The organism is Kibdelosporangium phytohabitans (assembly GCF_001302585.1).
GTDB lineage: Bacteria > Actinomycetota > Actinomycetes > Mycobacteriales > Pseudonocardiaceae > Kibdelosporangium > Kibdelosporangium phytohabitans.
Genome location: NZ_CP012752.1, coordinates 8,294,924 through 8,317,364 on the forward strand (window position 1 = coordinate 8,294,924; position 22,441 = coordinate 8,317,364).

Here is a 22,441-nt window from a genome sequence, read left to right on the forward strand (position 1 = left end):
GGCGGACATGGACATCACGCCACCAAAGGACACCCGGACCGTCCGGCTGGTGTTCGGGCTGTCCCCTCTTGTTCTCGCGGCGGTGCTCGGCTACTTCGTCAGCGTGATCCTGGTGATGGGCTCGGCGGCCTGCATGGGCGGTCAGCAGGCGCTGATCTGTTCACCGAGGATCCAGTCGTGGGTGGTCTGGTTGCCCATCGGCGGCGCGGCCGCCGGGCTGCTCACCGGCGGCCTGCTCGGCTACCGGTCGATCAAGCACGACAAACCAGTGGCCCAAGCCATCGGCACGGGCTGGATGATGTGGGTGCTGGCGGAGATGCTCGCGGTGATCATGGGGACCACCTGACGGCTCAGCGCGCCGCCGTCAGCATCGGTTTGACGTCGAGTTCCTGCTTGAGCAGCCCGAAGTCGGTCATCAGCCGGGAAACCCGCTGGATGGCGGCGGGGTCGAGGTCGGTTCGCAGCAGCGGCAGCTTCGTGCGCGCCGCCACCTCGCGGTCGATCTTGGCGACCTCGGTCAGCAGCGGCTCGATCCTGGCGCGGTCGGCGCTCTGCCCCGCCGCGCGGCTGATGCCGCGCTGGAAAGCCGCGACTGTCTTGGGATTGGCGGACACGAACTCGCTCGTGGCCCCGAAGCCGGTGAACGGCAGGTCGGCGAGCGGACCGGTCGCCAGGTCGAGCAACGGCACCGCACCGACCGAACGTTCCGCCACGGTGACGAACGGCTCGACCATCATCGCCGCGTCCACCGTCCCCCGGTCCAACGCGGTCGGCATGTCGGGGAAGGGCATCTCGACGAAGGTGACGGTCTCCGGCCGGGCGTGCTGGGACGCCAGCGTCGAGCGGACCATCAGCTCCGCGAGCGTGCCTTTCGCGGTGACCGCGACCTTCTTGCCCGAGACGTCCGCGGCTGTCCGCAACGGGGACGACTTGCCCCGCACGAGCATGGCCGTGCCGGGCGCGGCGGCGGAGTTGCCGGAGATGATCCTGACGTCCGCGATGCCCTTCGACTGGGCGAGAAGCAAAGGCGGGTAGGAGGAGTAGACGATGTCGTACTGGCCGTTGACCATGCCCTCGACGGTCTGCTGGCCGCTGCCGGCGATGCTGACCTTGACCTCGAGCCCCTCGGACGAGAAGTAGCCGTTGCGAACAGCGAGTTCCAGCGGCGCGATCTCCACGGTCGGCAGGATCGCGACATTGATCCGGGACCGTTCCAGCGGACCGGGCGAGCCGGAACCACCGGACTCCCCGCTGATCGCGGAACAGCCACTCACCAGCAGCAACAGCGCCGGCACAGCGCAGAACGCCCGAACGCCCCGAGACATCGACACCATGGCCCCTCATTCTCGACCCGAGCGGCATCGACCACAACCAGCGTGTAGACCATGACACACCGTGCGGGCCGCCGCGCGTCACCGGCCTTCTCCTCGCCGCACTGCCCCATCGGTTCACTGTGGACAGTCAAGGTGGTGCGGGCCGAGGCGTCACCGGCCGCCGTTCGGCCAGGACCTACTGGACCGGTTTGACCTGGGGATTCAAGGCTCCTACAAGGTTTAGATCGGGCCGGGCGGGCATAGTTGACCTTGCGGTGCCTGATATTCGGCTTTTGCTTCGTGGCAGGAAGTGAAAGTTCGCTGGGGGTCGGCTCCGCTGCCGGGTTCGGTGGCGGAGCCGTCGGGGGAACGCGCCGAGCCGGTCAGCGCTTGCGGGCGACTGCTCCGTACATGGCGACGTCCGTGTCGGCGATCGGACCGGCGTCCCGGTCGGGCCGCCACTTGTGCACCTGGACCAGACCGGGTTCTTCCAGCTCGAGGCCGTCGAAGAACCGGATCGCCCTGTCCTTCGCGCGGAACTGGAGCACCTCGCCGTGCTCCCGGTACTGCCGCTGGACCTGGGCGAGCGGCACCGGGTCGAAGTCGTCGGTGGCGATCGACGCGGCCAGGTAGCTGCCCGGCGGCAGCACGTCCACCACCTGCTCGACCACGCGGTACGCCTCGTCGTCGTCCTCGATGAAGTGCAGCATCGCGATGACCAGCAAGCCGATCGGCCGGCCGAAGTCCAGCACGTCCCGCAATGGCGGCGAGGCCAGCAGCTCGTTCACCGCACGCATGTCGGCGTGGATGTAGGCGATGCGGCCCTCGGCCGTGCTGGACATGAGCGCACGGGCGTGGGCGAGGACGATCGGGTCGTTGTCGGTGTACACGATCCGGCTGCCCGGCTGCTCCTTCTGCACGATCTGGTGCAGGTTGGGCTCGGTCGGGATGCCCGTGCCGATGTCGAGGAACTGGCTGATGCCGCGTTCGGCCGCGAGGAACCGGCCGACCCGGTGCATGAACGTGCGGCTGGCCCACATGTGCGTGCGCAATGCGGGCCATGCGCGCATCGACGCGTCGCCGACCTCGCGGTCGACCGCGTAGTTGTCCTTGCCGCCCAGGATGTAGTCGTAGATCCGCGCACCGTGCGCCCGGTCGGTCCGCAGGTCGACGGGTTCGTCATCCTGTTTCTGATGGCCACTCCCCGACACCATGCGGATCATCCTACTGACAGCGGATCACGGTGTTACCTGGCCACGAACCGCAGGCTGGCCACCGTGCCACGGACGATCCGCTCCTTGAGGTACGCCCCGGCGCGGCCCGTGACGATCGTCTGCTTCGGCGCGTCGTCGGCCCGCAGCAGCTGGAACAGGCCGTTGTCCCTGCCGAGGCTCATGCACACCGCGTAGTAGCGGAACCGCAGCGGCTTGACCGGCTCGCCGCGCAGGTCCAGCGCGACGTTCCCGCCCGCCCGGTAGCCCGCCGGGATCGCCGCGGCGCAGCACATCCGCAGGGTGCCCGCCGAGTCGCCGACCGCGTAGATGTCCGGGTGCGAGGTCGACCGCAGCGCGCCGTCGACGTCGACGCGGTCGCCGGCGTTGAGCTTGATCCCGGCCGTGGCGGCCAGGGCGGTGTTCGGGGCCATCGACGCCGCCCACACGACCACGTCGCTGTCGATGTCCGCCGGGGTGACCTTCCTGCCCTCGTCCAGGACGATCCCCATGCCCGCCATGGTGGAGCGGACGTAGTCGCGGCTCTTTCCCGACAACCTCGGGCCGATCTCGCTGCCGGTCACCATCCGCACGCGCCAGCCGGGCGCCTGGGTGGCGAGCTCGGTGGCGATCTCGATACCGGTCTCGCCGCCACCGACCACGGTCAGCTCACCAGGACCGTCGTTGAGGCGTTTACGCAGGTAGCTGGCTTTCTCGGTGGTGAAAACCCGGCCGTCGTCCGTGTCGACGCCCCTGGTCCGGCTGCCGAGCGCGTACACGAGACGGTCATACGTGTGGGTCTGGCCGTCGTCGGTGCGCACCTCACGGCGGTCGGGGTCGATGGCGGTGGCACGGGCGGCGACGTGCTCGACCCGCTTGTTCTTGGTGAACGCCGCCAGCGGGTGGGTCACGTCGGGGCGGCCCGCCGCGAGCTCGTGCCAGCGGACCCGCTCCGAGAAGCTGGCCGCAGGCGCGATCAGGGTGACATTCGCCTGGTCAGCGGCGCGCAAGGCAGCCATCAGTCCGCTGTATCCGGCTCCGAGTACGACAACATTCGGCTTGGTCATGCAGTACAGACGACAGAGACCCCAGCGGGTGTGACATGGCGCGTGTCACACCTGGCGGCGGTGTCTCGTCTGTACTGCATGAGCGATGAAGCGGAGCTGGCGGTGGCGTACACGCGGGCACGGCCACGGCTGGTTCGGGTCGCCTACGCCGTGACCGGCAGCGTCGCCGAGGCCGAGGACGTCGTGTCCGACTGCTGGCTGCGGCTCGTCGCCGCCCATGCCGCCGACCCGGTGCAGGACGTCGAGTCGTGGGCCACGGTGACGGTCGCGCGGCGGGCACTGGACACGCTGCGGTCGGCGCGTGTGCGCCGGGAGACGTATGTCGGGTCGTGGCTGCCGGAGCCGTGGGTCGAGTCGCCTGGCCCCGCCGACCGGGTCACGCTCGACGACCAGGTCAGCTTCGCGCTCCTGGTCGTGCTGGAACGGCTCAGCCCGGCCGAGCGCACCGCGTGGGTGCTGCACGACCTGTTCGGGATGGAGTTCCCCGAAGTCGCGCGGGTCGTGGGCCGGTCGTCGGCCGCGGTCCGGCAACTGGCCGCGCGTGCCCGCAAACACGTCACCGACGGCACGCCACGCGTCCGGGTCGACCACGCCACACACGAAGCGGTGGTGGCCGCGTTCAAACTCGCCGCCACCCGAGGGGATCTGCCCGCGCTGATGAGCGTGCTCGACCCCGATGTGACGCTGACCAGCGACGGCGGCGGCCAGGTCGCCGCGATCCGGCACCCGATGCACGGCGCCGAGCAGGTCGCCCGGTTCATGATCATCGGCATCGGCTTGCTGGCCGACGCCGGTCACGACGCGACGATCGAACTGGTCAACGGCCGCCCCGGGCTGGTGATCACGGGCGCGGGCAAGTACGACTCGGTGATCTCGCTGACCGTCGACAATGGAGTCGTGTCCAGAGTGGACGTGGTACGCGCACCGGACAAGCTCGCGATCACACGGCGGCTTCGTGCTTGGCGGTCGCCCTGATCCACCACAGGCCGAGGACCGGCAGCACAACCGGCACGAAACCGTAGCCGCGGCCGTAGAACGACCACACCGTGGCGTCCGGGAACAGCTGCGGCGCGAACAGGCTCACGGTCCCCACGACGAGGACACCGGCCAGTTCGACCGCGCACGAGATCATGGCGATGCGACGCGACGCCTTGGTTCCCTTGACCAGGCACACGAGCGCGACGACGTAGATCACGGCCGCGACCGCCGACAGCAGGTACGCCAGCGGCGCCTTGCCGAAGTGGGTGGCGATCTGCACCGCCGAGCGGGCCGTCGCGGCGATCACGAAGATGCCGTACACCGCGATCAGCAGCCTGCCCGGCCCGGAGCGCGTCGCTTCCTTCAGGTTCGCCGGCGGTTCAGCCATGTCCGTCCCAGATCTGCCGCAGCCGCAGGATCAGCACCGGCACCGTGAGGCAGCCGATCACCAGAACCGCCGAGCCCCAACGGGAGCGCTCGGCCGCGGCCCACACCGCGGCCAGCGGCACGATCAGCACCGGCCCGACGAGGTAGCCGATGAACGTGCCCGTGGCGACGGTCCGGTCGGTCGAGAACACGTTGATCAGACCGGCGACCATCTGCACCAGCAGACCGAGTTCCAGCAGCAGCACCGCACCGGCCAAGGCGAGGCCGTACGGGCGGTTCAGCGCGAACCGTCGGTTGATCACCACGAGCACCACGCCCCACAACGCGACAGCGAGGGAGGCGTAGGTCAGAACAGTGGCAAGCGCGTCGACCATCCAGCGGTCCCTCCCGTCAGCGAACCAGGCAAGCCTAATCGTGTGACCACCAGCACCTTCGCGAGGTGTCACGTCACCACACGCTGTCCCGTCCTGCGGATGACTGAACGAAAAGAGGACGTCATGCGCAAGATCCTTGTGGTCGGCGGTGGCTACGCGGGTTTCTACGCCGCCTGGAAGCTGGAGAAGAAGCTGCGCGAGGACGAGGCCCGGCTGACACTGGCCGACCCCCGTCCTTACATGACCTACCAGCCGTTCCTGCCCGAGGTCGCGGCCGGTTCGGTGGAGGCGAGGCACGCGGCCGTGTCACAACGCAGGCACCTGCGGCGCACGCGGCTCGTCGCGGGCATGGTGACCGAGATCAACCACGCGGCCCGCACGGTCACGGTCCGCCCGGCCGACGGGCCCGAGTTCGAGATCGGCTACGACATCATCGTGGTCACCGCCGGTGCGGTGACCCGGAAGTTCCCGGTGCCGGGCATCGCCGAGCAGGCGATCGGGATGAAACACATCGAGGAGGCTGTGGCCATCCGCGACCACCTGCTGACCTCGTTCGACCGCGCGTCGGCGCTCCAGCCGGGCCTGGCGCGGCAGCGGCTGCTGACGGTCACGTTCGTCGGCGGTGGCTTCTCGGGCGTCGAGGGGTTCGGCGAGGTGTTGTCGCTGGCCGGTGCCCTGGTGCGGCGCTATCCCGAGCTGGACGCGTCGGAGCTGCGGTTCCACCTGGTCGAGGCGGCCGGGCGGATCCTGCCTGAAGTGACCGACCACCCCGGGCGCTGGGTCGTGCGTTCGCTGGCGAAGCGCGGGGCGCGAGTGCACCTGAACACCACGGTGAAGTCGGCTGTGGACGGTCACGTGGTGCTGTCCAATGGCGAGGAGTACGACTCGGGCCTGATCGTCTGGACCGCGGGCAACGCGGCGAACCCGGTGGTGCGCAAGCACACCGACCTGCCCGTAGACGAAGCCGGCCGCATCTTGGTGCGTGCCGACCTGCGCGTCGACGGTGTCGAGGACGCGTGGGCGGCGGGCGACGACGCGGCTGTGCCGGACCTGGCGTCGGACGTGCCGGGCGCGTTGACCGTGCCGAACGCTCAGCACGCGTACCGGCAGGGCAAGCTGCTGGCCCGCAACATCCTCGCCACCCTGCGCGGCCGTGCACCCAAGGACTACGTGCACCACAGCCTCGGCGCGGTGGCCACGCTCGGCATCGGCCGGGGCATCTTCCAGTACCGCCGGATCGTGATCAAGGGCTTCCCGGCGTGGCTGATGCACCGCGGCTACCACGTGCTGGCCGTGCCCAGCTGGGAACGCAAGGTCAGGGTGCTCGTGATCTGGCTGAGCGCGGTGTTCTTCGGCCGCGACATCGTGTCGCTGGCGTCGGTGGAGCACCCCCGGGACGCGTTCGTCGCCGGGAACGACCCCACCTACGGGCACTAGAACACAGCATTAGCCTGGCATGGTGTTCGACCACGGTGTAGCGGCGGCGCAAGAGATTGCCGAAGCGACCGCACCGGTTCCCGCCGGCGGTCTGATGACGCTGGACCTGACCGCCGCCCACCGGTTCATCGAGGAGCACGGCCGAGCCGGCGGGACCGCCACGGCGATCGACGACGTCACGCTGCGCCAACTCGTCCGGGCGCGGATCAGGTCCGAGGCCGCCTGCGACCGGGCCACCTCGACTCCCGGCGTACTCGATCCGGAAGACGAGGTGTACCAGCGCCAGCGGCTCAAGGCCTTCGGCGCATCGCGCCCCTAGTCACGCCAGACAGTGCCGCGGCGCTCGTACTCCAGGACGGTCTCGACGTCGGTCGCGAGTTCGGCGCCCAGGAACCGTTCGATCAGCCAGATCGCGCCGTCGATGCCGGAGGTGACGCCCGCGCAGGTGACGAGATCGCCGTCGTCGACCACGCGTGCGTTGATCACCGTCGCGCCCTGCTCGGCGAGGTACGGCTTGGCGGCTGTATGCGTGGTGGCGGGCCTGCCTCGGGTGATCCCGGCGGCGGACAACGCCATCACACCCGTGCACACCCCGACCTTGACCGGTTTCGCGTCCGCCAGGCGGCGCATGAACCCCTTGTCCGCGATCAGCCTGTGCAGACCCGAGCCCGGCTGGTTGTGCATCCCACCGCCCGGCACGACGAGCACGTCCGCGTCCTGCGGCGACCAGCCGCGGGGCACTTCGACGCGGATACCCTTGGCAGTGGTGATCGTGGTCGGCCGGTAGGGCGAGACGAGGGTCGTGCGGATGGCACCGCCCTTGTCGGCGGCTCTGGACAGCACGTCGTACGGCCCGACGTAGTCCAAGTCCTCCGCGCCTTCGTAAGCCAGAACTTGCACGCGCAACGGAGAAGCGGCGGACACGATCGGTGCCCCGGTCACCACCACGCCTGCGGAGAGAGCCGACGCGCGCAGAAAAGTACGGCGTTCCAACGCTTACCTCCCAATGGACGTTCTCACCTGAGTGGTCGGCCGGGACCCGGTGGCTGGTTCCCGGCCGAATCGGCGCAATCTGAGGCTGTTGGAGACCACGAACACCGACGACAGCGCCATCGCGGCGCCCGCGACCAGCGGGTTGAGCAGCCCGAACGCGGCGACGGGCAGTGCGGCGAGGTTGTAGCCGAACGCCCAGGCGAGGTTGCCGCGGATCGTGCGCAAGGTTCTGCGCGACAGGCTGATGGCGTCGGCGACCGCCGTCAGGTCGTCGCGCACGATGATCACGTCGGCCGCTGCCAGCGCGACGTCCGTGCCTGTGCCGATGGCCATGCCGAGGTCCGCCGTGGCCAGCGCCGGCGCGTCGTTGATGCCGTCGCCGACGAAAGCGACGCTCTGCCCTTGGTCTTGCAGCCGCCGCACCAGGTCCGCTTTCTCCTCCGGCCGGACACCGGCGTGGACCTCGTCGATGCCGACCTTCGCCGCGACCGCGCGTGCGGTGGTCTCGTTGTCGCCCGTGACCAGGACCGCGTTGAGGCCACGGGCCCGCAGCAGCCGGATCGCGTCGGCCGCGCTGGGTTTCGGCTTGTCCCGCAAGGTGATGATGCCGTGCGCGGCGCCGTCCCAGCCGACCAGCACGACCGTGTCCGCTGAGTCCGTGCGCACGTCCACCGGTATGTCCCAGCCGCGTTCGGTGAACGCCAGGGCACGCCCGGCCAGCACGGTCCGGCCTTCGACGACCCCGGTCGCGCCGAGCCCCGGCAGCGCCTGGAACGCCGCGACCTCGGGCAGGTCGCCGTGCTCGGCGGTCGCGGTGGCCGTGATCGCCCGTCCGACGGAGTGTTCCGAGGCGGATTCCAGCGCCCCGGCGATCCTGAGCACGTCGCCCGAGACACCGGACACGTGCATGCGGCCGGTGGTGACCGTGCCGGTTTTGTCCAGCAGGACCGTGTCCACGTCCCGCACGGCCTCCAGCGCGTGCGGGCCGCGGATCAGGATGCCCAGTTGGGCGCCACGGCCCGTGGCCACCAGCAGCGCCGTGGGCGTGGCCAGCCCGAGCGCGCACGGGCAAGCGATGATCAGCACTGACAGTCCGGCCTTCACCGCGTCCACGGTGGCGCCGCCAGTGGTCAGCCACAGAACCGCGGTCACGGCAGCGAGCACGAGCACCGCGGGGACGAACACCGACGCCACCCGGTCGGCCAGGCGCTGCACGTTCGCCTTGGCGGTCTGCGCTTGTTCGACCAGCCGCGACATCTGCGCGAGCTGCGTGCCGGACCCCACCTTGGTCGCGCGCACGACAATGCGGCCCGACAGGCTGATCGTCCCGCCGATCACCGCAGTCCCGGCCTCCGCCGCCACCGGCACCGGTTCGCCGGAGACCATACTGGTGTCCACATCGGAGTGACCGGCCTCGACCACGCCGTCGGTCGCGATCTTCTCCCCCGGCCGGACCACGAACACGTCACCGGCCTGGAGCCTGCCGACCGGGACGAGTTCCTCGGCGCCGCCGCGGATGACCGTGACGTCCTTGGCGCCGAGCATCGACAGCTCACGCATGGCGTTCCCGGCAGCGCGCTTCGCCCTGGCCTCGAAATAGCGGCCGGCCAGCAGGAACGTCGTCACGCCCGCGGCGACTTCGAGGTAGCTGCCGCCGTCGGGATGGGCGAAGACCGTGAACACCGACCAGCCGAACGCCACCAGCACGCCCAACGACACCAGGGTGTCCATGGTCGTGCCGCCGTGTAACGCGTTCTTCACCGCCGCACGGTGGAACGGCAACGCGCACCAGAACACGACCGGCACGGCGAGCGCCAGGCAGATCCACTGCCACCCGGGGAACCGCAGCTGCGGCAGGAAAGTCATCGCCAGTGACAGGTCACCGAGCGGGACCATCAGCACGACAGCCACGATCAGCCTGCGCCACAGGGTCTTGACCGGGTCGGCGCGCACCGCGGACGCCGTGTACCCGGCGTTGGTGACGACTCTGACGAGGGTTTCGACGTCCACATCGGACGATGTGCGCACGCTGGCGCGCTCGGTCGCGTAGTTCACCGTCGCTTCGACGCCGTCGACCTTGTTCAGCTTGCGCTCGACCCTGGTCGCGCAGGCGGCACAGGTCATGCCGCCGATCTCCAGTTCGATCGTCACACCTGTTCTCTTTCCGCGAGTTTGGACAGCATCGCGTTGTACGCCGCCAGCTCGTCGTCGGACTCGGGGTCGCGGTCGTGCCTGCGCGCGTCGCGTTCGTCCGACCGCGACCACTGCACCAGCAAGGCGATCACGACCACCAGGACGGGGATCTCGCCGGACGCCCACGCGATCCCGCCGCCAAGGCGTTGGTCGGCCAGCAGATCACCGATCCACGGCACCGCGAGCGACCGGTAGAAGTTCTCGGCGATGACGCTCTGCGAAGACATGACGATCACGCCGAAGAACCCGTGGAACGGCATGACCGCGAACAGCATCGCCAGCCTGCCCAGGTACGGCGGGCGACGCGGACCGGGGTCGATCCCGATGACCGTCCAGTAGAACAGGTAACCCACGAGCAGGAAGTGCGTGTTCATCAGCAGATGCGCCCAATGCCACCGCACAGCCTGATCGAACAAGCCGGTGAGGTACAGCGCGTAGTACGACCCGACCAACAGAACACAGGCGATCAGCGGGTTGGTCAGCACCCGCGCGAACCTGCTGTGCAGCACAGCCAACAGCCACTCACGCGGACCGGGTTCCTCACGGCTGGGGCGTAGTGCGCGCAACGCCAGCGTCATCGGCGCCCCGAGCACCAGCAACACCGGTGCCAGCATGTTCAAAACCATGTGCGTGACCATGTGCACGCTGAACACGCCCGCGGCGTAACGCCCGACGCCGGAGGACGTGGCCAGCAGCAGCACCAGGCATCCCAGCAACCAGGCGGCCGTCCGGCCCACCTGCCATTGATCGCCGCGACGCCGCAATGTCCGGACGCCGAGCAGGTACGCCACCGCCAGGGCGATCGCGGCCGTGCCGAAGATCAGCGAGAACCGCCACGCCGTGACGAAGTCCCACACGCTGGGTGACGGCGCGATGTCGTAGCCGATCAGCGTGTCCATCGGGGTCTGTTCCCGGAAGAAGCCCGGCGGTGGCTGCCGGGCCATCCCGACCGAGACGCCGACACCCACCGCCATGACGACCGCCTGCGTCCACAGCGCGCGTTTGAGGAACAGCGCCAGCACAGCCAGGATCACGGCCTTGGCCAGCAGCAGGATGCCGTAACGGGTGGTCAGGATGTCGCCGACCGGCGTGAACACCAGCCCTTCCAGCACACCGGAGACCGCGAGGACACCGAAGCACACCATCGACAAGGTGGTGAAGCGTTTCCTCATCAGGCCGGTGGCTTTCCGCTTGCGCACAGCGAAGACCACGAGCGTCCCGGCCCACGCCGCCGCGGCGGTCACGTGCCAGATCGACGCGTCCGTGGCGATGTCGTGGTCTGCGCCGGTGGCGGCATGACCGGCCACCACCGGCGGCAACAGGGCGAACAGCGCGACCACAGCCAGTGCCGCGCAGGACAACCACGTCAGGGCGATCCGGCAGGCGACGGCGAGGACCAACACGAGCGCGGCGGTGATCAGCCAGGCTTTCGGCGTCTCCAACGCGTCGACACCGGCCACCAGCCTCGTAAAGTCCATTTCGGACAGTGGGTGCCCTGACGAGTCGGCGACGTCCAGCACAACCATGGCACCGGCCGCGGCCACCCAGGCAGTCGCGGCCCAGCCCGCGATGCGCAGACCGGCGTACCCCTCGGCCTTCAGCACCCCGTCCCGGCGCGCCGAGGTGATGACGACCGCGAACAGCAGCCCGCCGACGGTCAGCACGCCCGCGCCGTCCGCGACCAGCCGGGTGAGAGCCGCGCTGAACCGGACGAACGCGCCCGGATCCGCGTCGCCCAGCAGGGCATGCGCCGAGCCGCCGATCACCGCCGTGATGGCGAGAACGGTCACAGCACCGGCGACGGCCGCGCCAACTGATCGGATCACTCACCACCAGTCGGCCACGCGCACAACCGAGTTCCCGCGTGTGACCGCTCCCACTCAGGCAGGTACCCGGCAGCCATGGCACAGACGAGGCTGACCGCGACCGTCCTGGACGCACCCGGCGCCGCCGGACTCGCCGAGTTCTACCGCGACCTGCTCGGCTGGGAAGCCCAGTCGGAAAGCCCGGACTGGGTGACGCTGACGCCACCCGGCGGCGGCACCGGGCTGTCGTTCCAGACCGAGCCGCTGTAGGAGCCGCCGGTGTGGCCCGCGCAGCAAGGACGCCGCCAGATGATGCTCCACCTGGACATCGCCGTCGACGACCTCGACGCCGCCGTCGCGCTAGCCCTGAGCACCGGCGCGGTGCTCGCGGACTACCAGCCACAGCAGCACGTGCGGGTCTTCCGCCGGTCACCCGTTCTGCCTGTACGACCCGACCCGTCAGGCCTGACCGTTGAGGCCTTGCACGTGCGGCTCGGCGTTTCCCTCTGCCGGACGTCCGCCTGGCCAAGCGAATCGGAGCTCACCGTGCAGGCGGGGACGGCTCGTCGGCGAACAGCCGCGCGCCCCCAGTCCACTGTGCCAGCGTCATCGAGAAGACGCGGGTCGTCGGCGGCCGACGGCCGGTACCCGGCGAAACCCTGGTAGTTCTCGCGGCCGAGCAGTGCCGTCGTGGCAGTGCCGGTCATGTGGACCATGTCGTCGCTGATCGCGTGCGGGACGATCCAGCCCGTGTCGTACTCACCACCCGGGCCGGTGGTCCGGCCGTCGAGCGAGAGGGTGATGGTGGCGACCACGGTTCGCATTCGTGCTCCTTTTCTGCACTGATCAGGTGACCTGCGCAGATTCGTCCCCAGCTGGCGGCCTGTCGTCGTCAGACTTGACGGCATCTCGTCCGGACCGGGAAAGGCGGCATGACGATGCGGGGACCGAGCCGCGAGCTGATCGGCCGGGACGCCGATCTCGCCGTGCTGCGGGCCGCGTACGACCGGCTGCCCGCTGTGGTCCTGGTGTCCGGCGAGGCCGGGATCGGCAAATCCCGCCTGGTCACCGCGTTCACGACCGCCCTCGCCGGCGAGCCGCTGACGCTGCGCGGCGACTGCCTCGAACTCGGTGCCGAGGGCTCCCCGCTCGTGCCGTTCCTGCCGGTCATGCGCCGGCTGGGCGTGCGGCCGGGGCGGCGGATCCTGGAGGACGTGCTCGACCGGGTCACGCGGGCCGCCGAGCACCGGCCCGTGGTCATCACGGTCGAGGACCTGCACTGGGCCGACGCGTCGAGCCGGGAACTGTTCGCGTACCTCGCCCGCAACCTGACGGGCCCGGTGCTGCTGATCGGCACCGTCCGCACAGGCGAACTGGCCACGGGCCACCCCACTCGCAGGCTGATCGCGGAGCTCGGCAGGCGCGCCGTCACCAGGATCGACCTGCGCCCGTTGACCGTCGACGACGTCATGGACCTGCTCACAGCCATCGACGGTCACCGCCCCGACCAGGCGCGCGGGGTACGGGTGCACCGCCGCAGCGGGGGCAATCCGCTGTTCGTGGAAGCGTTGAGCACCTCGGACTCTGCCGGTGACCTGCGGACCTTGCTGCTCGAACGGATCACGCGCCGCGCCGAGCTCGAGGCGCTGGCCGTGGCGGGCGCACCCGTGCCCGGCGACCACCTGGTGGGGTTGTGCACCGGCGAGGCGATCGCCGAGCTGATCGACCACGGACTGGTCGTGGCCGGCCCGGACGGGTACGCCGTGCGGCACGACCTGATCCGCGAAGCCGTCTACGACTCGACGCTGCCCGCGCGGCGCAAGCGATTACACGCCCACTTCGCCGCGTTGACACCGGACAGCGCCGTGGCAGCGCAGCACTGGCTCGCCGCGGGCGAGGTCGACCGTGCGCTGCCCGTCGCCTGGCGTGCCGCGCGGGCAGCGGCTCGGCAGAGCGCGTACGACGAACAGCTGCATCTGCTGGAGTTGATCCTGGCGCAGTGGTCCGACGCGCTGGACGTCGACCGCGCCACAGTCATGGAGCGCGCGGCGGAGGCCGCGCTCGCCGCGGGGAAGTCCGCGATCGGGATCGCTCACAGCACGGCCGCGCTGGACCTGGCGACCGACCGGCGGCAGGTGGCCAGGCTGCTGGGGCTGCGCGGCCAGCTGCGCAACCGGGTCGACGGCACCGGCATCGAGGACCTGGAACGGGCGATCGCCATCGCACCGCAGGGGTGGTTGTTCGCGGCGTTGGCGTTCGTCGAGGTCGTGGCCAACCGGCACGACAGCAGCCGGGTGCACGCCCGGCAAGCGCTGCGGATCGCGGACGCGGAGTCGGACAACGGCCTGCGGGCCCGCGCGACGATGGTCACCGCCGCGCTCGACGGCGCGGCGGGCCTGGTCGAGCAAGCCCGGCGGGCTTTCGCCGCCGCGCGTGACCTCGCGGTCGAGGCCGGTGACGACCACACCTTCCTCACCACTTTCCAGTGGGAGGCGGGGCTGCTGGAGGCCGCGGGCGACTACGAGCAGGCCGCTGGGCTCGCCCTGGAAGGCCGCCGGGCAGCGGAACGGCTGGGCCACGGGCGTTCCCGGGCAAGCATGCTCGCTGTGGCGCAGGCGGTGCCGTTGCGGCTGCTCGGCCGCTGGGACGAGGCGTTGGCGCTCGTCGACGAGGCACTCGCGGACGCGCCGCCGCCGCTGTACACCGCTTTCCTGCGCCTGGTCGCGGCGGACATCGCCCGATGCAGGGGTGAGAACAGCCGGTTCGAGGCGTTGATGCGGGGTTTGGCGGAGTTCGCCCGGCACGCCCCGAACGCGGCCGAGGCCACGCTGGAGATCACCATCCAGCGGATCGAATGGGCGCTGGCGCAGGGCGATCCGGACTTGGCCGACCGCGACCTGCGTGACCACCTCGACCTGGCGCACCCGGTCCGCGAGGTGCTGCGCCTCGCTGTCCTCGGCGCCCGCGTCCAACGCGCTCGCCGTGCGTCCGCGCCGCGCAACCGCCGCCTCGCCCAGGAGGTCACGAGCCGGTTCGAGGAGCTGTCCGCGGTCGTGGACGCGGTGACCGGTCCCCGGGCCTACCGGCGCACGTTCCTGGCGCTGGTATCCGACTCGCTGTCCACTTGGGACGCCGCGGTGACCGGGTGGCGGGAGCTGGGCAATCCGTACGAGACAGCGCTGGCGTTGACCGACGCGGGGGCCGCCGCGCTGGTGACCAACAACCGTCCCGGGGCTCGCGCGAGGCTGGACGAGGCCAGGGAACTCGCCACGGCGCTCGGCGCCGCGCCCCTGGTCAGCCGGATCGACGGCCTGGTCAGCCGCAGCAGGCTGGACGAGGTGGCCAAACCCAAGGTCCGCAACGATTTCGGGCTCACCCGCCGGGAGGTGGACGTGTTGCGGGTGCTCGCCCGCGGCCGGTCGAACCAGCAGATCGCCGACGAGTTGTTCATCAGCACGAACACGGTCGCCACTCACGTGGCCAGGATCCTGGTCAAACTCGGGGCCACCACACGCACGGAAGCGGTGGCCCGCGCCCGGGAAACAGACCTGCTGGACTAAGTCGTTCGATGCAGTGCCACACCGAGGATGACCAGGCTGACGCCGGCCAGGTCGGCGGCCGTGGGCAGCTGGTGCAACACCACGAGGCCGATCACGGTCGCCGCCGCGGGCAACAGGCTGAGCATGAGGGCGAAGGTCGTGCGCCGCACTCTGGCCATGGTCACCTGGTCGATGACGTACGGGACGACCGAGGAACACACCCCGACGCCGATCCCGGCCAGCAGCAACACCGGCTGGGCAAAGGAGACCGCGGCGTCACCGATCCCGTGCGGCGTCGCGATCACAGCCGCGACCAGCATGGCAGCACCGAGCCGGTCGACAGCGCCCTCCCCCGTGTTCGCCACGCGATGCCCGAGCGTCACGTACACCATGAACAACGCGCAGTTGACGAACGCGAAGACAAAACCCAGCCACTCGTCCACAATGCGGATGTCGGTGAGGACCGCGACGCCACCGATGGCGAGGAGCAGCGCGAGGCCGTTGCGCCATGACCGCACACCGACAGCCGCCAGCACCACCGTCCCCAGGAACTCGACAGCGCCCACAGTGGACAGCGGCAGCCGCTGGACAGCAAGGTAGAAAACGGTGTTCATCCCGGCCAGCACCGCACCCAGCGCCAGCAGTGTGCGCCTGCCGGAGCTGTCCAGGTCCACCAACAGCCGCCACGGACGTCGCCAGATGGCGAAAACCGCTGCGGCACTGGCGATTCGCAGCCACGCGACACCGGCGACGCCGAGCTGGCCGAAGAGCAGGCTCGCGCACGCCGGGCCCAGGTAGTGGAAGATCGCGCTGACCGCGAACAACGCCGGGACGGGAACCCTGTTCAGGCGCGTGGTCATGCGGCTCACTCTGTCGACCGGCACCGCACCTGTGAATGGCGATTCGAAGGCGTCAGCCGCGAATCGCCTTCAAAAGCGAAGTCAGCGGCCGGTGATCGCGTCCAGTGCGGCCTGGGACGCCTGCTCCGCCGCCCGGTACACGATCAGGCGCTGGTCGGGGTCCTGCAACGAGGTCAGCACTTCGAAGGTGACCGTCAGCAGCCCGCCGACCGGGTGCCGCATCCGCTTGACACCCCGCCCCCTGACCTGCACGTCCTGCTGGGCCCAGAAATGGGCGAACTCGTCGCTGCGGCCGGTCAGCTCGTCGACCAGCTGGGCGAACGTCGGGTCGTCCGGGTACATCGCCCACGCCGCTCGCAGGTCGGCGATGCCTTCCCGGATGATCTGCGCCCTGTCCAGGTAGAACGTGCGCATCGACGGGTGCAGCAGGCAGAGCCACAGCCCGTTGCGCTGCGCCTCCGGCACCTCGCCGAAGTCCAGCACCAGCTTGGTCATCTCGGGGTTCCACGCCAGGATGTCGTTGCGGTGGTTGACGACCATCGCGGGCAGCGGCGACAGGTCACCCAGCAGCCGCACCAGCTGGTCGGCCACCTCGGTCTTGCGCTGCCTGCCCGCCTGGCGCTGCCGGGCCAGGTCGAACAGGTACGCCCGTTCGTCCTCCGACAGGCGCAGCGCGCCCGCGAGGGCGTCGAGCACGTCCGCCGACGGCCGCAGGCCACGGCCTTGCTCCAGGCGTACGACGTAGTCGACACTGACCCCGGCGAGCTCGGCGACCTCTTCGCGGCGCAGGCCCGGCGTCCGCCGCGCGCGCTTGCGGTCCGGCAGGCCGACCTCGCCCGGCGCGAGCCGTTCCCGCCTGGTCCGCAGGAAGGTCGCCATTTCCCTGGTGGTGTCCCCCATCGTGCTCATCACCTCGATAGTACGACTGCCTGGTACTGCCAGTCCCAGGAAAAACGTTCCCTTACCCACGCCGGGCGGTTGGCGCAGCCTTGTCCGTGCAACCACCGACGAGGAAGGACCTGGAAGTGGGCACTCTCTCCCTGGACAGCTACCGGCTGCTCGGCCGCTCGGGTCTGCGCGTCTCACCGCTGTCGCTCGGCACGATGACGTTCGGCACCGACTGGGGCTGGGGCGCCGACACCGGCGAGGCCCGGCGGATCTTCGACGCGTACGTCGACCGAGGCGGCAACTTCGTCGACACGGCCAGCCAGTACACCAACGGCGTGGCCGAGCAGATGCTCGGCGAGTTCGCCGGTGACAAGCGGGAAAGCCTCGTACTGGCCACGAAGTACACGATGATGCGGCGGCCGGGCGACCCGAACTCCGGCGGCAACCACCGCAAGAGCATGATCGCCTCGGTCGAGGCGAGCCTGCGCAAGCTGCGCACCGACTACATCGACCTGCTCTACATGCACGTCTGGGACTTCACCACACCGGTGGACGAGATCATGCGCGCGCTGGACGACCTGGTCCGCGCGGGCAAGGTGCTCTACACCGGCATGTCCGACATCCCGGCGTGGCAGGTCGCCCGGATGCAAACCATCGCGGACCTGCGCGGCTGGGCGCCGCTGGTGGCGCTGCAGATCGAGTACAGCCTGGCCCAGCGGACCGTGGAACGCGACCTCATCCCGATGGCCGCCGAACTGGGCCTCGGCGTGCTGCCGTGGTCACCGCTGGCCAGTGGCGTGCTGGTCGGCAAGTACACCGAAGCCGACCTCAACCACGACGGCGGCTCCAGCGCCGAAGGCACCCGCAAGGACGTGGCCGCGGGCAACGGCGCGCTGACGGCACGCAACCTGGCCATCGCGGACGTCGTGAAAGACGTCGCGCTCCAGATCGGAGCGAGCCCGGCGCAGGTCGCGCTGGCGTGGACACTGCTCAACCCGGCGGTCACCTCGCCGATCATCGGGGCGCGCACTTTCGAGCAGTTCGAGGACAACCTCGGCGCGCTGAACGTCGAGTTCGACGCCGACCACGTGGCGGCGCTGGAGAAGGCCAGTGCCATCGAACTCGGCTTCCCGCACGACTTCGTGGACCTGCCGCTGCCGAGGAGCGTGGTCTTCGGAGACCTCACCGTCCAGTCACGCCGCTGACCCACGCAGGCGGGTCAGTACCCCGGCGACCAGTGCGGCGCGGTCGGGCATGTCGGCGACGAGCACGTGCTCGTGGCGGGCATGGGCGCCCGCGCCGCTGGCTCCGAGGCCGTCCAGCACGGCGACACCCATCGCGGCGACGAAGTTGGCGTCGCTTCCGCCGCCGACGCTGATCGGAGTGAGCGGTCCTCGGATGTCCGTCGCGACCTCGTCGGCGAGGTCGAACAGTCGTTTACTCGGCGGTGTCAGCCGCATCGGCGGCCGGTTCCACCCGCCGGTCACGGACACCCGCACGCGCGGGTCCGTGGCCGACAGTCCGGCGATGACCCCGTCGACCCGGTCGGCCTCGGCCTGCGTGGTGACCCGGACGTCGACCATGCCGCGTGCCTCACCCGCCACGACGTTGCGCGCTGTGCCGCCGGCGATCGTGCCGACGTTGATCGTGGTGCCCGCCGCGCGGTCCTCGGCGGCGACGAGTTGCCCGACGACCTCCGCGAGCGCGTGCACGGCACTGGCCCCGGCTTCCGGGTCGTTGCCCGCGTGGGCCTCGACCCCCCGCGTGCCGAGGGTGAAGACGCCCACGCCCTTGCGTTCGGCTTTCACATCCCAGCCGACGCCCGGTTCCAGCACGAGCGCGGCGAGGCAGCCGTCAGCCGCCTGCTCGATGTACGGCCTCGACACCGGGCTGCCGAGTTCCTCGTCGCCGTTGAACAGCAACGTCACGGTCGGGCACGGCAAGTCCAGTGCCCGCAATGCCCGGATCGCCCAGATCCCGGTGACCAGACCGGCTTTCATGTCGTACACGCCCGGACCGGTCGCTTTGCCGCCGTCCACGTCGAACGGCCAGTCCGCGAGCGTTCCCGCGGGCCACACCGTGTCGTAGTGCCCGATCAGCAGGACGTGCTCGTCCGTGCTGCCCTGGTAGGTCGCGGTCAGCACGTCACCGTGGCCGGGCTGGACGTGCCGGTGCCACTCGTCCGGCGGGCCGAGCCGGTCGTCGAGCCAGGTCCTGATCAGCTCGGCTGTGCTGTCCAGCAACGGTTTCGCCGTGCTCGGCGACTCCGCGGCGACCAATGCGGACAGATCGGCCAGCATCGGGTCGAGCTGACGCGCGCACCATCCGGCCAGTGACACGGGGACCTCCTCAGCGGACCGGCACGCCGGGGCCAAGCGGCAGGCCGATTCCGTACCAGGCAAGGAACATCAGCAGCCACACGCACAGGTTCACCACGGCGATCGGCAGCACGAGGGACATCAGGGTGCCGACCCCGGCGGAGGGCCGGTAGCGGCGGATGAACCCGAGCGCGATGACGAAGTACGGGCTCATCGGCGTGACGCTGTTGGTCGGCGCGTCGGCGATCCGGAACAGCGCCTGCGTGGTCTCCGGCTGGATGTGCAGCAGCATCAACATCGGCACGAGGACCGGTGCGACCAGCGCGTACATCGCCGATCCGCTGGTCAGCAGCAGGTTCATCAGGCTGATCAGCAGTACCGCGCCGATGAAGATGACCACCGGTTGCGCGCCGAGCGAGTCGAGCGCGCGGGCACCGCTGATCGCGATCACCTGGCCGATGTTGGTCCACTTGAAGTAGCCGAGGAACTGCGAGACCGCGAAGAACAGCACCAGCACCGGGACCAGTTCGCGCAGGCCCTGGCCCATCAGGTCGGGGAAGTCCTTGGGGAACTTCATGGTGCCGGCCGTGACGCCGTAGACCGTGCCGATGATCATGAAGAACAGCATCAGGATCACCGCGATGTTGTTCATCAACGGCGAGTTCACGATCGAGCCGCCCTCGCCGCGCAACGGCGACCCGGACGGGACCATCGCCAGCACCACGAGCACGACGTAGGCCAGCGCCGCGAACAGCGCCCGTCGCACGCCCCTGCGCTCGGTCTCCGACAGCGTCATGTCCGGCAGCTCTTCGACGTCGGTGAGCTCCGGCTCGACGGCGTTCATCGCGGCCACCCGCTTGGCCACGACCAGTTCGGTCACCAGCGTGATGCTGACCGCGAGCAGCAGCGAGGACGCCACCGAGAAGTAGTAGTTGGAGACCGGCGTGACCAGGTACCCCGGGTCGATGGTGTGCGCGGCCGACGTGGTCAGCCCGGCGAACACCGCGTCCGAGCCGGTGATCACCAGGCCGATGCTGCTCGCGCCGCCGACCGACACGTACGCCACGACAGCGCCGATCACCGGGCTGCGGCCGACCGCGCGGAAGGCGATCATCGCCAGCGGGATCATCACGACGAACGCCGCGTCGGAGGCGATCTGGGCGAACATCGCGGTCAGCGAGATCGCGAACGTGACCAGCTTGGCCGGCACCCTGGCCAGCGCGGCCCGCATCAGCGCGGGCAGCAGGCCGCTCTTGTCGGCGACCGCGACGCCGAGCATGACCACCACGATCAGCCCGAGCGGCGGGAAGTTCACGAAGTTCTTGATCAGGTCGCCGAGGATCATCCGCACACCGGCGTCGGAGACCAGGCTCTTCACGCCGATCGTCTTGCCGTCGGCCGGTGACACCACGGCGACGTGCAGCAGCGACAGGATCCAGCTGGCGACGACCACCAGCACGCTCATGATCACGAACAGCCAGAACGGGTGCGGCAGCTTGTTGCCCACGCGGTCGACCACGTCGAGCACGCGCAGCACGAACGACGTCACCGAACGCCGCTGTTTGGTCTCCCCGGACATGCCACCTCCTCCTCGTGTCCGGCATCCAACGACGTTATGCAACGTTGTGTCAAGCCCGAGCTTGGCTGTGCACGTTTTGGTCAAGCTACGATGCCGGAGTGCAAGTACTGGATGACGCCGACCTCGACATGGTCGCCGCGCTGCAACTCGCCCCCCGCGCGCCGCTCAACGTCGTCGCCGACGTGCTCGGCACGTCGGCGAGCACGGTCAGCAGGCGGATGCACCGGCTGCGGGAGGACCGGCTGATGCGCGTCATCTCGACCGTGCACTGGCCGCTGTTGCTCAGCGGCAACCCGTACGTGGTGTGGATCCGGTGCGAGCCGGGGAAGGTCGCGGCGGTCGCGGCCGCCGTGCAGGACGTGCCGGAAGCACAGTCCATTTTGGTCACGACCGGTGACGCGGACATCCATTGCACCATATATCCGTTGGTGGGAACGGATCCGCGCAAGCTTCTGACGCGAACGCTGCCCGGCATCGCGGGTGTCGCGTCCGTGCAGTCCCATCTCGTGCTCAGGACCGCGCGGCGGGCCGTGTCGTGGCGGATCGACCGGCTCACCAAGGCACAGGCCGCCGCGCTGGCCGCGTACGCGTCACCGGCCGCCGCGAGCCTCGAAACGCTCACCGATCCGGAGTTCCGGACGTTGCGGCTGCTGTTCGACGACGGCCGGATCTCCGCGGCCGACGTCGCCCGGTCACTGGACGTCAGCAGGTCGACGGCGTACCGGCTGCTCCAGTCGGTGCTCGACGGCGGCGCGGCGCGACCGCGCGTGGAGATCGAACCCGCGGTACTCGGCTACCCGATCACCGCGTTGCTGACGTTCGACGTGCGACCGCGGCACATCCCGGTCGCGCTCGCCGCGCTCGGCGCGCACCGCTCAGGCAGGCTCACGGTGATGACGGCCGGACCCGCGTCGATCATCCACCACGGCGTCTTCCGCGACGAGGAGGACCTGGCCTCGTTCATCACCGACGACGTCGGCGCGCTCGACGGAGTCAGCGGTTTCGCCATGTCCGTCGCGCTGGGCGTGCTGCGCCGCCAGTGGATCGACCGGGACGGCGTCCTGTTGGGACGGCGCAGGCACGACATCCTGCACGGTGCCTACGCGACCGCCGGCTGAGGCACCGCGCCGAGCCTGCCGATCGGGGTGACCTGGTTGAACTGGCGGATCGTGCCGAGGATCTCCGCGCGGCCCTTGATGCCGAGCCTGCGGTACACATTGGTCAGGTGCTGTTCGACCGTGCTCGTCGCGAGGAACAACGTCGAACCGATCTGCCGGTTGGTGTACCCGAAGGCGGCGAGCATGGCCACCCGGCGCTGTGCGGCGGTGAGGTCCGCGAACCCCGCCGGGCTGCGCCCGCAGGTACACCGGCATGTGCAGCCAACCGCTTCCTCTTCGATCATCTCCACCACTCCTGCCGTTCTCGCCGCCCGGGTACCTGGGGCCGTTGGTCCGTGATACCCGGGCGGTGTCCGGTTTCGGTGGAGTCGCTCTCGAAAC

20 protein-coding genes and 1 pseudogene are annotated in these 22,441 nt (G+C 69.9%); 8 read left to right on the top strand and 13 right to left on the bottom strand.

Annotation, left to right across the window (positions count from 1 at the left end):
* Nucleotides 1-7: 7 nt before the first annotated feature.
* Nucleotides 8-346, top strand: a complete 339-nt coding sequence (locus AOZ06_RS37485; RefSeq protein WP_157233464.1) for a hypothetical protein — start codon at nucleotides 8-10, stop codon at nucleotides 344-346.
* Nucleotides 347-350: 4 nt separating this feature from the next.
* Here AOZ06_RS37485 and AOZ06_RS37490 read toward each other — a convergent pair whose 3' ends face one another.
* The 3 genes from AOZ06_RS37490 to AOZ06_RS37500 form a co-directional block, all read right to left on the bottom strand.
* Entirely contained in the window at nucleotides 351-1,334 is a 984-nt protein-coding gene (locus AOZ06_RS37490; protein WP_083472183.1) for an ABC transporter substrate-binding protein, read from the bottom strand.
* Between the two features lie 362 nt (nucleotides 1,335-1,696).
* Nucleotides 1,697-2,527, bottom strand: a complete 831-nt coding sequence (locus AOZ06_RS37495; RefSeq protein ID WP_054297205.1) for an SAM-dependent methyltransferase — start codon at nucleotides 2,525-2,527, stop codon at nucleotides 1,697-1,699.
* 32 nt (nucleotides 2,528-2,559) lie between these two features.
* Nucleotides 2,560-3,591 carry an NAD(P)/FAD-dependent oxidoreductase gene (locus AOZ06_RS37500; RefSeq protein ID WP_054293714.1) on the bottom strand — a complete coding sequence of 344 codons (1,032 nt, stop codon included), beginning with the start codon at nucleotides 3,589-3,591 and terminating at the stop codon, nucleotides 2,560-2,562.
* 78 nt (nucleotides 3,592-3,669) lie between these two features.
* Here AOZ06_RS37500 and sigJ point away from each other — a divergent pair, with 78 nt between their 5' ends.
* Complete coding sequence (sigJ, locus tag AOZ06_RS37505; RefSeq protein WP_054293715.1) at nucleotides 3,670-4,566, top strand: RNA polymerase sigma factor SigJ; 897 nt, start codon at nucleotides 3,670-3,672, stop codon at nucleotides 4,564-4,566.
* On the opposite strand, the gene AOZ06_RS37510 is transcribed toward sigJ, so the two are convergent.
* Both AOZ06_RS37510 and AOZ06_RS37515 read right to left on the bottom strand, forming a co-directional pair.
* A complete protein-coding gene (locus AOZ06_RS37510; RefSeq protein ID WP_054293716.1) occupies nucleotides 4,532-4,957 on the bottom strand; it encodes a hypothetical protein in 426 nt (141 codons plus the stop codon). The genes sigJ and AOZ06_RS37510 overlap by 35 nt on opposite strands.
* Complete coding sequence (locus AOZ06_RS37515; RefSeq protein ID WP_054293717.1) at nucleotides 4,950-5,330, bottom strand: hypothetical protein; 381 nt, start codon at nucleotides 5,328-5,330, stop codon at nucleotides 4,950-4,952. The genes AOZ06_RS37510 and AOZ06_RS37515 overlap by 8 nt, the downstream gene beginning before the upstream one ends.
* Nucleotides 5,331-5,429: 99 nt before the next feature.
* Between AOZ06_RS37515 and AOZ06_RS37520 the strand changes: the two genes are divergently transcribed.
* Both AOZ06_RS37520 and AOZ06_RS37525 read left to right on the top strand, forming a co-directional pair.
* On the top strand, nucleotides 5,430-6,767 hold the full coding sequence (locus AOZ06_RS37520; RefSeq protein WP_218921845.1) for an NAD(P)/FAD-dependent oxidoreductase: 1,338 nt from the start codon (nucleotides 5,430-5,432) through the stop codon (nucleotides 6,765-6,767).
* A 19-nt stretch (nucleotides 6,768-6,786) separates the two neighbouring features.
* Nucleotides 6,787-7,086, top strand: coding sequence for a hypothetical protein (locus AOZ06_RS37525; RefSeq protein ID WP_054293719.1), 300 nt, complete (start codon nucleotides 6,787-6,789; stop codon nucleotides 7,084-7,086).
* On the opposite strand, the gene AOZ06_RS37530 is transcribed toward AOZ06_RS37525, so the two are convergent.
* The 3 genes from AOZ06_RS37530 to AOZ06_RS37540 are packed head-to-tail and all read right to left on the bottom strand — an operon-like array spanning nucleotide 7,083 to nucleotide 11,779.
* Nucleotides 7,083-7,709, bottom strand: a complete 627-nt coding sequence (locus AOZ06_RS37530; RefSeq protein ID WP_236951870.1) for a DJ-1/PfpI family protein — start codon at nucleotides 7,707-7,709, stop codon at nucleotides 7,083-7,085. The genes AOZ06_RS37525 and AOZ06_RS37530 overlap by 4 nt on opposite strands.
* A gap of 54 nt (nucleotides 7,710-7,763) precedes the next feature.
* Entirely contained in the window at nucleotides 7,764-9,911 is a 2,148-nt protein-coding gene (locus AOZ06_RS37535; protein ID WP_054293720.1) for a heavy metal translocating P-type ATPase, read from the bottom strand.
* Nucleotides 9,908-11,779 (bottom strand): bifunctional copper resistance protein CopD/cytochrome c oxidase assembly protein, encoded by a 1,872-nt coding sequence (locus AOZ06_RS37540; RefSeq protein ID WP_054293721.1) that lies wholly within the window; start codon nucleotides 11,777-11,779, stop codon nucleotides 9,908-9,910. The genes AOZ06_RS37535 and AOZ06_RS37540 overlap by 4 nt, the downstream gene beginning before the upstream one ends.
* 75 nt (nucleotides 11,780-11,854) lie before the next feature.
* Here AOZ06_RS37540 and AOZ06_RS59250 point away from each other — a divergent pair.
* Nucleotides 11,855-12,424, top strand: a pseudogene (locus AOZ06_RS59250) (VOC family protein).
* A 266-nt stretch (nucleotides 12,425-12,690) separates the two neighbouring features.
* Nucleotides 12,691-15,318 (top strand): ATP-binding protein, encoded by a 2,628-nt coding sequence (locus tag AOZ06_RS37550; RefSeq protein ID WP_054293722.1) that lies wholly within the window; start codon nucleotides 12,691-12,693, stop codon nucleotides 15,316-15,318.
* Here the strand turns inward: AOZ06_RS37550 and AOZ06_RS37555 are convergent.
* Nucleotides 15,315-16,157, bottom strand: a complete 843-nt coding sequence (locus AOZ06_RS37555; RefSeq protein WP_054293723.1) for an EamA family transporter — start codon at nucleotides 16,155-16,157, stop codon at nucleotides 15,315-15,317. The two genes, AOZ06_RS37550 and AOZ06_RS37555, sit on opposite strands and share 4 nt — an antisense overlap.
* An 81-nt stretch (nucleotides 16,158-16,238) precedes the next feature.
* Nucleotides 16,239-17,066 (bottom strand): helix-turn-helix domain-containing protein, encoded by an 828-nt coding sequence (locus AOZ06_RS37560; protein ID WP_054293724.1) that lies wholly within the window; start codon nucleotides 17,064-17,066, stop codon nucleotides 16,239-16,241.
* A 116-nt stretch (nucleotides 17,067-17,182) separates the two neighbouring features.
* On the opposite strand from AOZ06_RS37560, the gene AOZ06_RS37565 reads away from it, so the two are divergent.
* Nucleotides 17,183-18,250 carry an aldo/keto reductase gene (locus AOZ06_RS37565; RefSeq protein WP_054293725.1) on the top strand — a complete coding sequence of 356 codons (1,068 nt, stop codon included), beginning with the start codon at nucleotides 17,183-17,185 and terminating at the stop codon, nucleotides 18,248-18,250.
* Here the strand turns inward: AOZ06_RS37565 and AOZ06_RS37570 are convergent.
* Entirely contained in the window at nucleotides 18,239-19,345 is a 1,107-nt protein-coding gene (locus AOZ06_RS37570; protein ID WP_083472819.1) for a M20 family metallopeptidase, read from the bottom strand. The two genes, AOZ06_RS37565 and AOZ06_RS37570, sit on opposite strands and share 12 nt — an antisense overlap.
* A 49-nt stretch (nucleotides 19,346-19,394) precedes the next feature.
* Nucleotides 19,395-20,942: an AbgT family transporter gene (locus AOZ06_RS37575; protein WP_179950768.1), complete on the bottom strand. Its 1,548-nt coding sequence runs from the start codon at nucleotides 20,940-20,942 to the stop codon at nucleotides 19,395-19,397.
* Between the two features lie 98 nt (nucleotides 20,943-21,040).
* Between AOZ06_RS37575 and AOZ06_RS37580 the strand changes: the two genes are divergently transcribed.
* Complete coding sequence (locus AOZ06_RS37580) at nucleotides 21,041-22,060, top strand: Lrp/AsnC family transcriptional regulator (protein ID WP_157233465.1); 1,020 nt, start codon at nucleotides 21,041-21,043, stop codon at nucleotides 22,058-22,060.
* On the opposite strand, the gene AOZ06_RS37585 is transcribed toward AOZ06_RS37580, so the two are convergent.
* Nucleotides 22,042-22,344, bottom strand: a complete 303-nt coding sequence (locus AOZ06_RS37585) for a helix-turn-helix domain-containing protein (RefSeq protein WP_083472820.1) — start codon at nucleotides 22,342-22,344, stop codon at nucleotides 22,042-22,044. The genes AOZ06_RS37580 and AOZ06_RS37585 overlap by 19 nt on opposite strands.
* Between the last annotated feature and the right edge of the window lie 97 nt (nucleotides 22,345-22,441).

Coding starts and splice junctions, on each gene's coding strand:
- AOZ06_RS37485 (WP_157233464.1), top strand. CDS start 8: ATGGACATCACGCCACCAAAGGACACCCGGACCGTCCGGCTGGTGTTC.
- AOZ06_RS37490 (WP_083472183.1), bottom strand. CDS start 1,334: ATGGTGTCGATGTCTCGGGGCGTTCGGGCGTTCTGCGCTGTGCCGGCG.
- AOZ06_RS37495 (WP_054297205.1), bottom strand. CDS start 2,527: ATGGTGTCGGGGAGTGGCCATCAGAAACAGGATGACGAACCCGTCGAC.
- AOZ06_RS37500 (WP_054293714.1), bottom strand. CDS start 3,591: ATGACCAAGCCGAATGTTGTCGTACTCGGAGCCGGATACAGCGGACTG.
- sigJ (WP_054293715.1), top strand. CDS start 3,670: ATGAGCGATGAAGCGGAGCTGGCGGTGGCGTACACGCGGGCACGGCCA.
- AOZ06_RS37510 (WP_054293716.1), bottom strand. CDS start 4,957: ATGGCTGAACCGCCGGCGAACCTGAAGGAAGCGACGCGCTCCGGGCCG.
- AOZ06_RS37515 (WP_054293717.1), bottom strand. CDS start 5,330: ATGGTCGACGCGCTTGCCACTGTTCTGACCTACGCCTCCCTCGCTGTC.
- AOZ06_RS37520 (WP_218921845.1), top strand. CDS start 5,430: ATGACTGAACGAAAAGAGGACGTCATGCGCAAGATCCTTGTGGTCGGC.
- AOZ06_RS37525 (WP_054293719.1), top strand. CDS start 6,787: ATGGTGTTCGACCACGGTGTAGCGGCGGCGCAAGAGATTGCCGAAGCG.
- AOZ06_RS37550 (WP_054293722.1), top strand. CDS start 12,691: ATGACGATGCGGGGACCGAGCCGCGAGCTGATCGGCCGGGACGCCGAT.
- AOZ06_RS37555 (WP_054293723.1), bottom strand. CDS start 16,157: ATGACCACGCGCCTGAACAGGGTTCCCGTCCCGGCGTTGTTCGCGGTC.
- AOZ06_RS37560 (WP_054293724.1), bottom strand. CDS start 17,066: ATGAGCACGATGGGGGACACCACCAGGGAAATGGCGACCTTCCTGCGG.
- AOZ06_RS37570 (WP_083472819.1), bottom strand. CDS start 19,345: ATGCTGGCCGATCTGTCCGCATTGGTCGCCGCGGAGTCGCCGAGCACG.
- AOZ06_RS37575 (WP_179950768.1), bottom strand. CDS start 20,942: ATGTCCGGGGAGACCAAACAGCGGCGTTCGGTGACGTCGTTCGTGCTG.
- AOZ06_RS37585 (WP_083472820.1), bottom strand. CDS start 22,344: ATGATCGAAGAGGAAGCGGTTGGCTGCACATGCCGGTGTACCTGCGGG.